A 14,727-nucleotide genomic window follows, 5' to 3' on the forward strand; every position below is an offset into this window, starting at 1 on the left:
AGCCATGTCCCCGGGCTGAACACTGCGCTCGCAATGACGGAAGAGAGATTTGGCATCCACACAGCGATCGTTCGCTGCGCAAGACTGCCAGCCTTGTGTCAGCAGCGGCGAGATCACTCCCCCAACCCATGCGCGACGACCTTGCGCATCACGTTCGGCAGCGCCTCGCCGTCGAGCGTCGCAATCGGCACCCATCGCATGCCGTCGGGCGCGCGGGTGCGGGCCGGCACGGTTGCGGTGTAGACCACGAGCTCCAGCGGGAAATGGGTGAAGACGTGGGTGACGACACCGAGCTTGCGGTGCCAGTGCTTGACGCTGGCCAGCTCTGGCGCTTGTGCCAGCGCGTCGGCATCGTCCTGGCCGGCGAGCCAGTCCGAGCCGGGGACCTCGGTCATGCCGCCGAGCAGGCCCTTGGCGGGGCGCGAGCGCACCAGGAGTTCGTCACCTCTGACGACGACGAAGGCGGCGCCGCGCCGCAGCGTGCCGGTCTTCTTGGCGGCCTTGCGCGGGAACGTGTCCTGGTCGCCGCGCTCGCGCGCGGCGCAATCCTCGTTGAAGGGACAGAGCGAGCAGGCCGGCTTCTTCGGCGTGCAGATGGTGGCGCCGAGGTCCATCAGTGCCTGGGCGCTGTCGCCGGCGCGCGCCGGCCCCAGCAAAGTGGCCGCGAGCGCCTGGATCTGCGGCTTGGCCTGCGGCAGCGCCTCCTCCACCGCGAACAGCCGCGAGACCACGCGCTCGATGTTGCCGTCGACCGGCATGGTCAGCCGATCGAACGCGATCGCGGCGATCGCCGCCGCGGTGTACGGGCCGATGCCGGGCAGCTTGCGCAGCCCCTCCTCGGTGTCCGGGAACGCGCCGCCATGCTCGCGCAGCACGGTGACGGCGCAGGCATGCAGGTTGCGCGCCCGCGAGTAATAGCCAAGGCCGGCCCACATCCGCAGCACGTCGTCGAGCTCGGCGCTGCCGAGCGCGGAGACATCCGGCCAGCGCGCCAAAAACTTCTCGAAATACGGGCCGACCGCTTTCACCGTGGTCTGCTGCAGCATGATCTCGGACAGCCAGACCCGGTACGGGTCGGAGCGCTGCCCGGCCGGCGCGCGCCACGGCAGCCGCCGGCGGTGGCGGTCGTACCAGGCGAGCAGTTGCGCGGGGCGCGCGGTGGAGGCACGATTCTCTGGCTGGCTCTTGCGCTTGGAAGGAAGGGCTGATGACACCATTGGCTTAATCTAGTACGTCAGGAGCCATCGTCGCCCCATTGGACAGCGGTCTGGTCCGCGGCATCCACGGCTTTCTTCGCGCCCGGGTTGACGATCGCACGCGAGAACCCTGTTCATCATGGCAAAGCCCGGCCGCCTCACCGCAAAGCCTCTCTCGCTCATGATGGGCGACGTGCTGTCGGCCGCCTATGCCAAGCAGGGCTTTGCCGCGCGCGAGCTGGTCACGCGCTGGCCGGAGATCGCCGGCCGCGACATTGCCGAGCATGCCCAGCCGTTGAAGATGCAATGGCCGCGCCCGGTCGAGGGCCAGCCGCAGGAACCGGCGACCTTGATCCTGCGCGTCGAGGGGCCGATGGCGCTGGAGATCCAGCATTCGTCGGACGCGATCCTGGAACGGGTCAACCGTTTCTTCGGCTGGCACGCGGTGGGCAAGCTGGCACTGCGCCAGGGCCCGCTGACCCGGCCGCCGGTGAAGCGCCGCCCTGCTCCGCCCGATCCGACGACGGTCTCGAAAGTGGCGCAGACCCTGACGGCGATCGAGGACGATGCGCTGCGCGACGCGCTGGCGCGGCTCGGCGCCGCCATCAAGCGAAATTGACGTTCGCTGTTTGATCCACCCTTGCGGCCCGGCATTGCCTCAGACGGGGTTTCAAGCTAGCGAAAAGCCGAGTTACGAGTGTTTCAGGCGCGAGATGCGCCCATTTCGGAGCAGAAGCCTTGATCATCACCCGCCGCGCCTTCACCGCTGCCCTGTCCCTGACCGGCCTCGCCGCGCTGGCCGGCTTTACCCCGCTGCGGCTGATCTCGGAGGCCCTGGCGCAGAGCGCGGCCGACGTCGCCAAGCCGCAATCGCTGCCCGACATGGCGCTCGGCCCGGCAGACGCCGCGGTGACCATCACCGAATACGCCTCGATGACCTGCCCGCATTGCGCCGCGTTCAACGCCACCGTGTTCCCGAAGCTGAAAGCCGAGTACATCGATACTGGCAAGGTGCGCTACATCTTCCGCGAGTTCCCGCTGGACATCAAGGCCGCCGCCGGCTCGATGCTGACGCGCTGCATCGCCAACGGCGACGCGCAGAAGTATTTTGCCGTCACCGACATGCTGTTCCGTTCTCAGAACGACTGGGTGGTGAAGAACACCACCGAGACCCTGACCCGGATCGGCAAGCAGGCCGGACTCAGCCAGCAGCAGGTGGAAGCCTGCCTGAAGGACCAGGCGCTGCTCGACAAGATCGCCGCCGACCAGAAATACGCGAGCGACATTCTTAGAGTGGATTCGACGCCGACCTTCTTCATCAATGGCGAGAAGATCAAAGGCGAATCCTCGATCGAGGAGTTTCAGAAGCGCATCAACCCGCTTCTCAAGAGCTGATTCGAATCAGCAGGACTCACTGAGTCCTGGAGGACACAGCGCGGCCCCTTCGTGGGGCCGCTTCTGTTTGGCGGGCCCGTTGCCACGAGAAAGCCTTGGAAAAGCAGGGCCGACGGGTTGCCCCGCGGGCCGCCCATCGCCATTGTCCGGCCCCTAGAACGGGCGGCCCCCGGCGACTCAGTCCACATTGACATTGCCTTCCATGGTATTGTCGGGGCTGGGAGATTCGTCTCCCGCCAACAGAGAATCTGTGCATGAAACTCACGCGTCTTCGTCTTCACGGTTTCAAGACGTTCGTCGAACCGACTGATTTCGTGATCGAACCCGGCCTCACCGGCGTCGTCGGTCCGAACGGCTGCGGCAAGTCGAATCTGGTCGAGGCGCTGCGCTGGGCGATGGGCGAGACCTCGCACAAATCTCTGCGCGCGGCTGACATGGACGCGGTGATCTTCTCCGGCTCGAACACCCGTCCGGCGCGCAACCACGCCGAAGTGGTGATGACGATCGACAACAGCGATCGCACCGCGCCGGCCGCCGTCAACGACCGCGACATTCTCGAAATCTCGCGCCGCATCGAGCGCGAGGCCGGCTCGGTCTATCGCATCAACGGCCGCGACGTGCGCGCCCGCGACGTGCAGATCCTGTTCGCCGACGCCGCCACCGGCGCGCGCTCACCGGCGCTGGTCCACCAGGGCAAGATCGGTGAGATCATTCAAGCCAAACCTGAGCAGCGCCGCCGCGTGCTGGAAGACGCCGCCGGCGTCGCCGGCCTGCATGCGCGCCGCCACGAGGCCGAACTGCGGCTGAAGGCGGCCGAGACGAACCTGCTGCGCGTCGAGGACGTCATCGGTCAGCTCTCCGGCCAGATGGAAGGCCTGCGCAAGCAGGCGCGCCAGGCGATCCGCTATCGCGAGGTCGCAGCCAAGGTGCGCAAGGCGGAAGCCACGCTCTATCATCTGCGCTGGATGGGCGCGCATGCCGACCTCAACGACGCCGCGCGGGTGCACGATCTCAGCGTGCGCGAGATGGCGGAGCGGACCCGCGAGCAGGCCGAATCGGCCCGCATCCAGGCCATCCGCTCGTCGCATCTGCCGGCGCTGCGCGAGGCCGAGGCCCGTGCCGCGGCGACGATGCAGCGGCTGAAGAATGCCCGCGACCTACTCGACCGCGAGGAGCTGCGCGCCAAGGAGCGCGCCGGCGAGCTCGACCGCCGCCTGATGCAGCTCACTGCCGACGTCGCGCGCGAGCAGCAGCAGAACCAGGATGCCCAGGTCGCGCTGCAGCGCCTGGAGACCGAAGACGCGGAGCTGAAGGAAGAGATCAAGGCGCGCGTCGAAATGCGTAGCGGCGTCGACGAGCGTGTCGCCGAGGCCGAGGCGCTGCTCGCCGAGACCGAGCGCCAGTTCACCGAGCTGACGACGCAGCTCGCCGATCTCACCGCGCGGCGCAACCAGCTCGAAGCCAACGTCCGCAGCCATCGCGACCGGCTGGCCCGCCTCGACCAGGACATCGCCAATGTCCGCGCCGACGAGGAGCGGCTGGCGCAGGAGACCGCCCATCTCGGCGACCTCGACACGCTCGCGGCCGCGCTCGAAGCGGCCGAAGAGGCCGAGGCGCAGGCCGAGGCCGCGGTGCAGACCAACGAGTCGGCGCAGGCCGCCGCGCGGCAGAAGCTCGAAGCCTCGCGCGCCCCGCTCGCCGAGGCCGAGAAGCGTGCGCAGCGGCTGGAGACCGAGGCGCGCACCATCTCCAAGATGGTCAACAGCGAGACCAAGAATCTGTGGCCGCCGATCATCGACGGCGTCACCGTCGCCAAGGGCTATGAGAAGGCGCTCGGTGCCGTGCTCGGCGACGATCTCGATGCACCCGTCGATGCCTCCGCGCCGATGCACTGGACCGTGGCCGGCGCCGAGGTCACCGATCCCGCGCTGCCCGATGGCGTCGAGCCGCTCGCGGCCTATGTCCAGGCGCCGCCGGAGCTGTCGCGGCGGCTCGCCCAGATCGGCGTCGTGTCGCGCGATCGCGGTGCCCAGCTGGTGTCGCAGCTGCGCACCGGCCAGCGGCTGGTGTCGCCGGAAGGCGACGTCTGGCGCTGGGACGGCTTCATCGCCGCCGCGCATGCGCCGACCGGCGCGGCCCGCCGTCTTGCCGAGCGCGCCCGCCTGATCGACATCGAGGCCGAGCTGGAGCAGGCGCGCATCGATGCGACGAACAAGCGCCAGGCGCTGGAGAGCGCCGAGGCCGAGGTGAAGGCGGCGACATCAGCCGAGAGCGCCGCGCGCGAAGCCTGGCGCGCCGCCCAGCGCGAGGTCAATTCGGCGCGCGAGCGCCACGCCAATGCCGAGCGCGAGATCAACCGCCATTCGGCGCGCAAATCGGCGCTGGTCGAGGCGTCCACTCGCTTGGCCCATGACCGCGCCGAGATCGCCGAGCTGCACCAGAATGCGCTGGAGGCGATTGAGGAGCTGCCGCCGACCACCGAAGCCGATGGCCGGCTGGCGGCCGTGCGCGCCGAGATCGAGGCCAAGCGCCGCGCCGCGGCGCAGGTCCGCGCCGAGGCCCAGGCGCTGGCCCGCGAAGCCGAACTCGCCGACCGCCGCGTCCAGGCGATCATCACCGAGCGCAACGACTGGTTCAACCGCATCCGCGGCGCCGGCTCGCAGATCGCCACCATCGAGGCGCGCATCGCCGAGGTGAAGGAGGAGCGAGCCGAGCTGGAGAATGCGCCGGAGATCTTTGCCGAGAAGCGCAGTGCCCTGATCGACGAGCTCGCCATCGCCGAGGAAGAGCGCCAGGTCGCGGCCGACGCGCTGGCCGAGGCCGAGACCGCGATGGGCGACACCGATCGCGCCGCCAAGGCCTCGCTGGAAGCATTGTCGAAGGCGCGCGAGGCCGCCGCCCGCGCCGAGGAGCGGCTGGAAAGCGCCAAGCGTCGCGTCGCCGATGTCGAGCGCGAGATCCACGACATGCTCGAATGCGAGCCGCAGGCCGTCGCCGCCATGGCCGAGATCGGCCCGGACACCGAGCTGCCGCCGCTGCACGAGATCGAAGAGACCCTGGAGAAGCTGCGGCGCGACCGCGAGCGGCTCGGCGCCGTCAATCTGCGCGCCGAGGAGGAGCTCACCGAGGTCGAGGGCTCGCACACCGCGCTGACCACCGAGCGCGACGACCTCGTCGAGGCCATCAAGCGGCTGCGCCAGGGCATCCAGAGCCTCAACAAGGAGGCGCGCGAGCGGCTGCAGTCCTCGTTCGAGACCGTCAACGATCACTTCAAGCGTCTCTTCACCGAGCTGTTCGGCGGCGGCGAGGCGGCGCTGCACCTGATCGAGAGTGACGACCCGCTCGAGGCCGGCCTCGAGATCATCGCCAAGCCGCCGGGCAAGAAGCCGCAGACGCTGTCGCTGCTGTCGGGCGGCGAGCAGGCGCTGACCGCGATGGCGCTGATCTTCGCGGTGTTCTTGACGAACCCATCGCCGATCTGCGTGCTGGACGAGGTCGACGCGCCGCTCGACGACCACAACGTCGAACGCTTTTGCAACCTGCTGCATGAGATGAAGGGCTCGACCGAGACCCGTTTCATCATCATCACCCACAACCCGATCACCATGGCGCGCATGAACCGGCTGTTCGGCGTCACCATGGCCGAGCGCGGCGTGTCGCAGCTCGTCTCGGTCGCGCTCGACGAGGCCGTGAAGATCCTCGACCAGCAGGTGGCGTGATCCTGTTCTGTCGGTCCGGGTCGCTGCGTCAGCGGCGCCCGGGATGACGCGTGGAGAGGACCGATGATCTCTCCTGATCTGCCGGCGGCGCTGAAGTCCGCTTTGGAAGCCAGGCTGCACGGACAGTCGCGACGCGACGCCGGAGAGCGCGCCGGCCGCATCTCGGCTTCCTATCGCAGCGGTGGCAATTCCGGGACGATCACGAGCGAGGCCGACGCCATCGCTTATGCCACGGTGCGGATGCCGGCGACCTACGCCGCCGTCGCGGCCAGCCTGAATGCCCTGATGCAGGCAAACCCGGATTTCGCTCCGGCGTCGCTGCTCGATGTCGGCGCCGGACCAGGCACCGCGAGCTTCGCGGCGGCGGAAGCGTTCTCCTCGCTGGCATCGTACAGCGCCATGGATTCCAATCCCGCCTTGCGCTCGCTGGCCATGGCGCTCGCGGACGACGCGACGCGCCTCCGCGGTCTCACCTACGCGCTCGGCCCGGCGCGGACGCTGCTGGACCGTGCTGAGCGCGCCGATCTCGTCATCGCCAGCTACATGATCGGTGAGTTGACCGAGGTCGAGCGCGCCGCGACGATCGACGCGTTATGGGCACGAACCAACGGCACGCTCCTGATCGTCGAGCCCGGCACGCCCGCCGGCTATCAGCGCATCATCGCGGCGCGCGACCGCCTGATCGCAACGGGAGCCCATGTCGCGGCCCCCTGCCCGCATGCGGCGGCGTGTCCGTTGATCGCACCGGATTGGTGCCACTTCGTCCAGCGGCTGGCGCGCTCGCGGGCGCATCGCGAGCTGAAAGGCGCGGACGTCCCGTTCGAGGACGAGAAGTTCAGCTTCATCGCCCTGACGCGCCAGCCGGCCTCGCAACGGCCGGGCGCCCGCGTGCTCGCGCAGCCCCTGGTCACCAAGGTCGGTGCGACGGCGAAGCTGTGCCGTGCCGATGGCACCGCGGCCGTCGTCAGCATTCCCCGTCGCGACAAGCCGGCTTTTGCCGCGGCCCGGCGCTGGGACTGGGGCGACGGCGTGACGCCGCCTTAGCCCGAGATCCGCGACCCGACATGGTTAAGATCGCGTGGCGTTGGTCGCTCATTTTGTCGACTTCGCGAAACCCGCGAGAAATCCGCGCTTGCTACGGTGGGCTGTAACGGGCGCTGAAGGCGCTGCTCACAAGGGAACGCGTGTCGATGTTCAGGACGATGACGATCGCTGCAATGCTGCTGGTTTCGGCAGGAACCGCCTTCGCCGGCGGCCATGGCGGTGAGTCCTCGGCACCACCGCCGCCGCCGAAGCAGGAGGGTCCGCCGGCCAAGGCGATCATCGGCAAGAACGGCCCGGTCCTGACCGATCCGAAGGGCATGACGCTCTATTATACTGAGCGCGACAACACCGGAAACAAGTCGACCTGCGACGGCGAATGCGCCCAGAAGCGCCCGCCGCTGATCGCGCCCGACAACGCCGTCGCGAGCGGCGATTTCACCATCATCACCCGCAGCGACGGCAAGAAGATGTGGGCCTATCGCTATCGCCCGCTCTACACCTCGCAGCTCGACAGCGCCCCCGGCGACATCAAGGGCACCGATTCCGCCCAGCAATGGCGCGTCGCCCGCCCTTATTGAGCCGACCGGATCAGGTCCGGAGGACCCCGGAGCGTCGGGCGACCACCGAACGGACGGCCTGGCCCGACCCGGCTTGAACGGTCGCGCACCCTGCTGCGACCAATGCACGCCGGTCCGCCTGAGGACCGACGGCGCCGCCGCTTGGCGGCCGCCTTGCCCTTCCGCCTTCGGAGCCCTTCATGTCCGGCTGGATCATTCTCGGCATCCTTGTCGTTCTCGTGCTGTTCGCTTTCAGCGCCTACAACCGTCTGGTGGCGCTCAGCCAGCGTGTCAGCCAGGCCTTTGCCGACATCGACGTCCAGCTCAAGCAGCGGCACGATTTGATTCCGAACCTGGTCGAGACGGTGAAAGGTTACGCCTCGCATGAGCGGGGAACCCTGGACGAGGTGATCAAGGCCCGGAATGCGGCCATCTCGGCGCAAGGCCCGGCCCAGGTCTCTGCCGCCGAAGGCCAGCTGTCCGGCGCTCTCGGCCGCCTGATTGCGCTCTCGGAGGCGTATCCGGACCTCAAGGCCAATGCCAATTTCCAGCAGCTCGCCGGCGAGCTGTCCGACATCGAGAACAAGATCGCCGCCAGCCGCCGGTTCTTCAACAATGCGGTGTCGGAATATAATACCGGGATCCAGCAGATGCCGGCGGCGCTGTTCGCCGGCACCTTCGGCTTCACCCGCAAGGAATTCTTCGACCTCGGCGCCAGCCGGACGGAGCTCGAAGCCGCGCCGAGCGTGAAGTTCTGAGCCAGCGCCTTCGCGCCTGAAAGGCCGATGTCATGGCTGCCTACGGTCTCTACACCCATATCGCATCGAACAAGACCCGTTCGGTGCTGCTGCTCGGCGGCCTTTTCCTGCTGATCTATGTGCTGGTGTTCGCCGGCGCGCTGATCGCGGAGGTGATGATCAACGGCAATGGCAGCGTCGCCGATTACATGAACGCCGCCACGCGCGACCTGGTCAAGGCGCTGCCCTGGGCCACGCTCGGTGCGGCCGCCTGGATCGTGATCGCCTATTTCTTCCATCAGAAGATGATCGATGCAGTGACGGGGGGCCACGCCGTGACCCGCCAGGAGCAGCCGCGGTTGTACAATCTGCTCGAAAATCTCTGCATCTCGCGCGGCATCACCATGCCGCAGCTGAAGATCATGGACAGCCCGGCGCTGAACGCCTTCGCCACCGGCCTGAACCCACGGCAATATGCGGTCACGGTCACGACCGGCCTGCTGGCGGCGTTGGACGACCAGGAGATCGAGGCGGTGCTGGGTCACGAGCTGACCCATATCCGCAACGGCGACGTTCAGCTGATGGTAGTGGCGGTGATCATCGCCGGCGTGGTCGGTTTCTTCGGCGAATTGTTCTTCCGCCTGTTCACCAATATGAGCTGGGGCGGCGGCTGGGGCCGCTCCTCCTCGTCCTCCTCCTCGTCATCGTCCGATTCCGATCGCAAGGGCTCCGGCGGGGGGGCGATCATCGTGGTGATCGTAGCCGTCGTCTTGATCGTGCTGGCCTGGCTGCTGTCCCAGGTCGTCAAGCTGGCCCTGTCGCGTACCCGCGAATATCTCGCCGACGCCGGCGCGGTCGAGCTCACCAAGAACCCCGACGCCATGATCAACGCACTGCGCAAGATCGAAGGCCGCGGCGAGCTGCCCGGCGCAACCTCCGCGGTCATGGAATTGTGCGTCGACAATCCCCGCGAGGGGTTTTCCGATCTGTTCGCCACGCACCCTTCGGTCGATGCCCGGGTCCAGGCGCTGATCAAATTCGCCGGCGGCCATGATCCGGGCCCGCTGGCGCTGCCGTCCGAGGCCGCCGAGGGGGACGCTGCCCCGACGGACGAGAATGCTCCGCCTCCGCTGCCCCCATCAGGCCCCTGGAGCGATGCGGGCCAATCGAACGCCTCTCCCGCGCCAGCAGACGCCCCTCAGGGTCCCTGGACCACGCCGGCCTCCGGCCCCTGGGGCAGACATTGACCCGGCGGACCGAGGCAGGGTTCGCGCACTGATCGCGCACAGCGTGCGGCTGTTCTGCCACTCCCTCTCAAGTGTGTCCGAGCCGGAGCGCGATTTCGGCCGGAATGCTTCCGATTACGTCGGTCTGTTGCAGCAAAAGCGCAAAATTCGCCGCTCCCGTGCTGCAATGAATTTGAATTCTTCAGCGTTTCTGCCATGTTCGCGCCCAAAGCAGAATGCAATGCGCCGGCCCGCTGGCCGGCCTCAAGGCTGAAGGACTTTCCATGGCGAAACCGGCAGTGGTTGTGGTGGGCGCGGACAAGGGTGGGGTCGGCAAGACCACGGTGTCGCGGACGTTGCTCGATTATTTCAGCGCCAACAACGTGCCCACCCGGGCGTTCGACACCGAGCATCCGCGCGGCACCCTGAAGCGCTTCCACCCGGAAATCACCGAGATCGTCGACATGAATTCGACGCCGGACCAGATGAAGATTTTCGACACGCTGAGCGCGGTGGCGCCCTCGGTGACCGTGATCGACGTCCGCGCCGGCCTGATGTCGCCGACGCTCGCGGCGCTGCGCGATATCGGCTTTCTCGACGCTGCCCGCTCCGGCCAGATCACCTTCGCGGTGTTCCACATCCTGGGCTCGTCGATCGCCTCGCTGGACGAAATCGCCGAGACGGCGAGCTACATGATCGGCGCGAAATATTTCCTGGTGAAGAACTTCATCAACAACACCAGCTTCTTCGAGTGGGACCAGTCGACCTACAATTCCTACTTCCACCGCATCAAGGACGCGACCGAGTTGACCATTCCCAAGCTCAACGAGATGGCATTCGAGCAGGTCGAGGTCGCCTCGGTGCCGTTCCTCAAATTCGTCGCCAACAAGGGCCCCCGTGACGAGGCCGCCAACTACTCCTTCGTGCTGCGCGGCTATGTCCGGCATTGGCTCGCCAACGTCTGGAGCGAGTACGATCGCATCAAGCTGACCGACATCGTCGGATCGACGAAGGCGGCGACGCCGCGGCCGGCCGGGGAAAAATAGCGTTTCCGTGAATGATGGGACTTTATCGCAAGCGCATTTGACCTGATATAGGTCTGATGCCCGCGACGCCCGTCTACATCGTCTGCTCGCCCCGGCCGCAGTCCGGGAAGACGCTGCTCGCGCGGGTGCTGAGCGAGTTCCTGCTGCTCAAGGACGGGCAGGTTCTCGCCTTCGACGTCACGCTGCGCGAGCCGTCGCTGCTCGACTTTCTGCCCCAGGTCACCGAAACCGCGACGATCGAGGACACCTACGGCAAGATCCAGCTGATGGATCGCGTGATCCTCAACGATGGCATCGCCAAGGTGATCGACCTCGGCTACTACTCGTTCGAAGAGTTCTTCAAAATGTCCGAGGAGATCGGCTTTTTGAAGGAGGCCGCGCGACGGGGCGTGGTCCCGGTCGTGCTGTACTGCGCCGAGGGCGACCGGGTCTCGATGCGCGCCTATGACGCCCTCCGGCGCCAGATCCCGCGGCCCCAGCTCATCGTGGTCGAGAACGACCATGTGCTGCGCGAGGACCTTCCGGACCTGTACAGCCGCGGCAAGCATCTGCGCATCGGCGCGCTGCCCGCCTTCCTGCGGACCTATATCGAGCGCTTCTCGTTCTCCTTCACCGGCTATCTGCGCCAGGAGAAGGATCCCTCCACCGAGCTCTACCAATGGATCCGGCGCAATTACTATGCGTTGCGCGAGATCGAGATGGAGGTCCTGATGCAGCGGTCCTGAGGCCGGCTGTCCTCAATGGCCCTCGAATGCGATCAGCGCACGCACGGGAACGTCGAGCGCGCGCAACTTGGCCGCGCCGCCCAGATCCGGCAGGTCGATGATGAAGCAGGCCGCCACCACGGTGGCGCCGATCTGCCGCAGCAGCTTCACCGCGCCCTCCGCCGTGCCGCCGGTGGCGATGAGGTCGTCGACCAGGATCACCCGCTCGCCGGGCTGCACCGCGTCGACATGCATCTCCATCTCGTCGGTGCCGTATTCCAGCGCATAGGACATGCTGACCGTCTTGTGCGGCAGCTTGCCCTTCTTGCGGATCGGCACGAATCCGGCCGAGAGCTGATGCGCCACCGCACCGCCGAGGATGAAGCCGCGCGCCTCGATGCCCGCGACCTTGTCGATTTTCGACCCGGCCCAGGGATGCACCAGTTCGTCGACCGCGCGGCGGAATGCGCGCGCATCCGCCAGCAGCGTTGTGATGTCCCGGAACAGGATGCCGGGCTTGGGATAGTCCGGAATGGTGCGGACCGTGTTCTTGATGTCCAGATCGAACGTCATCGCGCTCTCGTTGCCTTGTTTGGCCGTGACCGCGAGGAATTCGTCATTGCGAGCGAAGCGAAGCAATCCAGGGGCGAGAAAACAAGTCTGGATCGCTTCGTCGCTCACGCTCCTCACGATGACGGTGACCACGTTTCATCCCGGCTGATTGAGCCGGAACGCATTCTCCACGATCCTCAACCCCACGGCATCGCCGAGCGACATCAGCGATTCCGGGTGGAACTGCACGCCCCCGACCGGCAGCGTCTTGTGCTCGATCGCCATCGCGACGCCATCCTCGGTCGCCGCCGTGACGGTCAAGACCTCGGGCATGCTGTCGCGCTCGACGAACAAGGAATGGTAGCGGCCGATGACGATCTCGTTCGGCAGTCCCTGCATCAGCCGGCCGCCGCGCACCTGGACGCGCGAGGGCCTGCCATGCGCCGGCTGGGCCAACTGGCCGAGCTGGCCGCCAAAATACTCGCCCATCGCCTGCACGCCCAGACATACGCCGAAAATCGGCAGCTTCCTGGCGAGCGCGGCATCGATCGTCGTCGAGATCTTGAAATCCTCCGGACGACCCGGGCCCGGCGACAGCACGATCAGATCCCAGCTGCGCTCGGCCAGCATCTTCAAGGCATGGACGTAACGCACCACGGTGACGTTGGCGCCGACCTGGCGGAAATAATCGGCCAGCATGTGCACGAAGGAATCGTCGTGGTCGATCAGCAGCACGTTCTTGCCGGAGCCGGTCGCATCCGGCGCGGTCGAGGACAGCGGCTTCGGCGGATCGCCGCGCAGCGCCTGGAACAACGCCGCCGCCTTGACCTGGCACTCGCGATCCTCCGCCGCGGGATCGGAATCGAACAGGCAGGTGGCGCCGACGCGGACCTCGGCGAGCCCATCCTTCATGCGGATGGTACGGATGGTCAGGCCGGTGTTGATCGAGCCGTCGAAATTCACCGCGCCGATGGCGCCGGCATACCAGCGCCGCGGCGAGCGCTCATTGTCCTCGACGAACTGCATGGCCCACAACTTCGGCGCGCCGGTCACCGTCACCGCCCAGGCGTGCGTCAGGAACGCGTCGAGCGCGTCGAAGCCCGGCCGCAGCATGCCCTCGACGTGATCCACCGTGTGGAACAGCTTCGAATAGGTCTCGATCTGCCGGCGCGCCAGCACCTTGATGGTGCCGGGCACGCAGATGCGCGCTTTGTCGTTGCGGTCGACATCGGTGCACATGTTGAGCTCGAACTCGTCCTTCTCCGAGTTCAGGAGCTGGCGGATCTGCTCGGCGTCGCCGATGGCGTCGCGGCCGCGGGCGATGGTGCCGGAGATCGGGCAGGTCTCGACGCGGCGGCCGTCTGAGCGCACGAACATCTCCGGCGAGGCCGAGACGAGGAATTCGCCGTCGCCGAGATTCATCAGCGCGCCATAGGGCGACGGGTTGATGCGGCACAGCCGCTGGAACACTTCCGCCGGCGAGCGCTCGCAGGGTTCGGCGAACAGCTGGCCGGGCACCGCCTCGAACAGGTCGCCGCGGGCGAACGCCGCGCGCGCCTTCTCCACCGTGGCCTGATACTCGCCGGGGGCGTGATCGGCAAAACCCTGGCGCGGCTCCTTCAGATAGAGACTGGCATCGGTGTCGCGTGGCAGGCCCGCCGTGGACTGGCCATTCCAGGCAAAATCGTAGGACAGAACGACGCCGCGGCCGGTGGCGCGATCATAGGCCAGCAGGCGATCCGGCACATACAGCACGATGTCGCGCTGGTCCTTCTCGCGCGGCCGTTTCTGGACGAGATCTTCGATCTGGAACACGAGGTCGTAGGCGAAGGCGCCGAACAAACCGAGCAGCGGATCGTCATTGGCGGACAGCGTCGCGATCATGGCCCGCACCAGCGACATCACGCTGGCGCGCCTTGTGCGCTGGTCCTCCTCGACCGGGGCCGGGCCCCGGACGATGTGGCCGGCGAGCCGCGCGGGCGAAGCCGCGGTGATGACCACGCAGGGCTCGCGCAGGGTATCCTTGAGGAAGGCGACCAGGACCTCGCCGCGGCGGTTCAGCGCCTGCAGGGTGAAATCGGTCCCCCTGGTCTCCAGCACCAACGGCGGATCGGCGAAACCAAGATCGAAACTCTCATAGCGGCCGGGCACGGTGGTGCCGGAGGACAGCACCACGCCGCGGCGGCGGTCGAGCAGGTCGATCAGATCGTCGAGCCGGCTGGCGCCGCCGGAAAACTGCTCGACGGCGCGCGTGATCGCGAGCCCGCCAGAGGTGCGGTAGTCACTGCGGGCCGGAAGGGCGAAAACGGTCCTGTTCATGGGTCCTCTCGGGGCTTCTCTTACGAAACTTGCCGAGGAAACGCCACACAGGACCAACCAGAAGCCGCCGCTGCGTGGCGGCCCCTCTGCGATCGAATGTCAGACAAATCGCACCGGCCACCTTTTACAAGGTGCGCCACCAGAGACGGGCTGGGCGGACAAGGGTGCTCATACGGCGGAAATGACCACGCGAGACGCCTGCGGTCAAGGGCGGCGGGGCCACAGTCCGGGC

The 14,727-nt window shown here is 67.2% G+C and carries 12 protein-coding genes; 9 read left to right on the plus strand and 3 right to left on the minus strand.

The genetic code is table 11. The annotated features are described in order from the left end of the window. Positions 1–113 precede the first annotated feature (113 nt). Positions 114–1,217: an A/G-specific adenine glycosylase gene (mutY, locus tag HL671_RS02050; RefSeq protein ID WP_172235462.1), complete on the minus strand. Its 1,104-nt coding sequence runs from the start codon at positions 1,215–1,217 to the stop codon at positions 114–116. Positions 1,218–1,335: 118 nt separating this feature from the next. Between mutY and HL671_RS02055 the strand changes: the two genes are divergently transcribed. From HL671_RS02055 to HL671_RS02095, 9 genes are all read left to right on the plus strand, one after another. Continuing rightward, the gene (locus tag HL671_RS02055; RefSeq protein WP_041750545.1) at positions 1,336–1,815 is read left to right on the plus strand and encodes a DUF721 domain-containing protein; all 480 of its coding nucleotides are present in this window, start codon (positions 1,336–1,338) and stop codon (positions 1,813–1,815) included. Positions 1,816–1,934: 119 nt separating this feature from the next. Beyond that, a complete protein-coding gene (locus tag HL671_RS02060; protein ID WP_172235463.1) occupies positions 1,935–2,591 on the plus strand; it encodes a DsbA family protein in 657 nt (218 codons plus the stop codon). A 254-nt stretch (positions 2,592–2,845) separates the two neighbouring features. Next, complete coding sequence (smc, locus tag HL671_RS02065; protein WP_172235464.1) at positions 2,846–6,310, plus strand: chromosome segregation protein SMC; 3,465 nt, start codon at positions 2,846–2,848, stop codon at positions 6,308–6,310. Between the two features lie 63 nt (positions 6,311–6,373). Then, positions 6,374–7,354: a small ribosomal subunit Rsm22 family protein gene (locus HL671_RS02070; RefSeq protein WP_172235465.1), complete on the plus strand. Its 981-nt coding sequence runs from the start codon at positions 6,374–6,376 to the stop codon at positions 7,352–7,354. 179 nt (positions 7,355–7,533) lie between these two features. Further along, entirely contained in the window at positions 7,534–7,932 is a 399-nt protein-coding gene (locus HL671_RS02075) for a COG4315 family predicted lipoprotein (protein WP_012042517.1), read from the plus strand. 179 nt (positions 7,933–8,111) lie between these two features. Continuing rightward, positions 8,112–8,669, plus strand: coding sequence for a LemA family protein (locus tag HL671_RS02080; RefSeq protein WP_012042516.1), 558 nt, complete (start codon positions 8,112–8,114; stop codon positions 8,667–8,669). Positions 8,670–8,701: 32 nt separating this feature from the next. After that, the gene (locus HL671_RS02085; protein ID WP_172235466.1) at positions 8,702–9,895 is read left to right on the plus strand and encodes a M48 family metallopeptidase; all 1,194 of its coding nucleotides are present in this window, start codon (positions 8,702–8,704) and stop codon (positions 9,893–9,895) included. Between the two features lie 263 nt (positions 9,896–10,158). After that, a complete protein-coding gene (locus HL671_RS02090; RefSeq protein WP_012042514.1) occupies positions 10,159–10,920 on the plus strand; it encodes a P-loop NTPase family protein in 762 nt (253 codons plus the stop codon). Positions 10,921–10,976: 56 nt separating this feature from the next. Beyond that, positions 10,977–11,645, plus strand: a complete 669-nt coding sequence (locus HL671_RS02095; RefSeq protein ID WP_012042513.1) for a hypothetical protein — start codon at positions 10,977–10,979, stop codon at positions 11,643–11,645. 12 nt (positions 11,646–11,657) lie between these two features. Here the strand turns inward: HL671_RS02095 and HL671_RS02100 are convergent, their stop codons facing one another. Further along, complete coding sequence (locus HL671_RS02100; protein WP_012042512.1) at positions 11,658–12,197, minus strand: adenine phosphoribosyltransferase; 540 nt, start codon at positions 12,195–12,197, stop codon at positions 11,658–11,660. A 135-nt stretch (positions 12,198–12,332) separates the two neighbouring features. Continuing rightward, a complete protein-coding gene (locus HL671_RS02105; protein ID WP_012042511.1) occupies positions 12,333–14,495 on the minus strand; it encodes an anthranilate synthase component I in 2,163 nt (720 codons plus the stop codon). Positions 14,496–14,727 lie beyond the last annotated feature (232 nt).

It is taken from the genome of Bradyrhizobium denitrificans (assembly GCF_013179005.1).
GTDB classification, from domain to species: domain Bacteria; phylum Pseudomonadota; class Alphaproteobacteria; order Rhizobiales; family Xanthobacteraceae; genus Bradyrhizobium; species Bradyrhizobium denitrificans.

Excerpts from the sequence above, each read along its gene's own strand:
- mutY (WP_172235462.1), bottom strand. The coding sequence starts at position 1,217 with ATGGTGTCATCAGCCCTTCCTTCCAAGCGCAAGAGCCAGCCAGAGAAT.
- HL671_RS02055 (WP_041750545.1), top strand. The coding sequence starts at position 1,336 with ATGGCAAAGCCCGGCCGCCTCACCGCAAAGCCTCTCTCGCTCATGATG.
- smc (WP_172235464.1), top strand. The coding sequence starts at position 2,846 with ATGAAACTCACGCGTCTTCGTCTTCACGGTTTCAAGACGTTCGTCGAA.
- HL671_RS02070 (WP_172235465.1), top strand. The coding sequence starts at position 6,374 with ATGATCTCTCCTGATCTGCCGGCGGCGCTGAAGTCCGCTTTGGAAGCC.
- HL671_RS02080 (WP_012042516.1), top strand. The coding sequence starts at position 8,112 with ATGTCCGGCTGGATCATTCTCGGCATCCTTGTCGTTCTCGTGCTGTTC.
- HL671_RS02085 (WP_172235466.1), top strand. The coding sequence starts at position 8,702 with ATGGCTGCCTACGGTCTCTACACCCATATCGCATCGAACAAGACCCGT.
- HL671_RS02090 (WP_012042514.1), top strand. The coding sequence starts at position 10,159 with ATGGCGAAACCGGCAGTGGTTGTGGTGGGCGCGGACAAGGGTGGGGTC.
- HL671_RS02095 (WP_012042513.1), top strand. The coding sequence starts at position 10,977 with ATGCCCGCGACGCCCGTCTACATCGTCTGCTCGCCCCGGCCGCAGTCC.
- HL671_RS02100 (WP_012042512.1), bottom strand. The coding sequence starts at position 12,197 with ATGACGTTCGATCTGGACATCAAGAACACGGTCCGCACCATTCCGGAC.
- HL671_RS02105 (WP_012042511.1), bottom strand. The coding sequence starts at position 14,495 with ATGAACAGGACCGTTTTCGCCCTTCCGGCCCGCAGTGACTACCGCACC.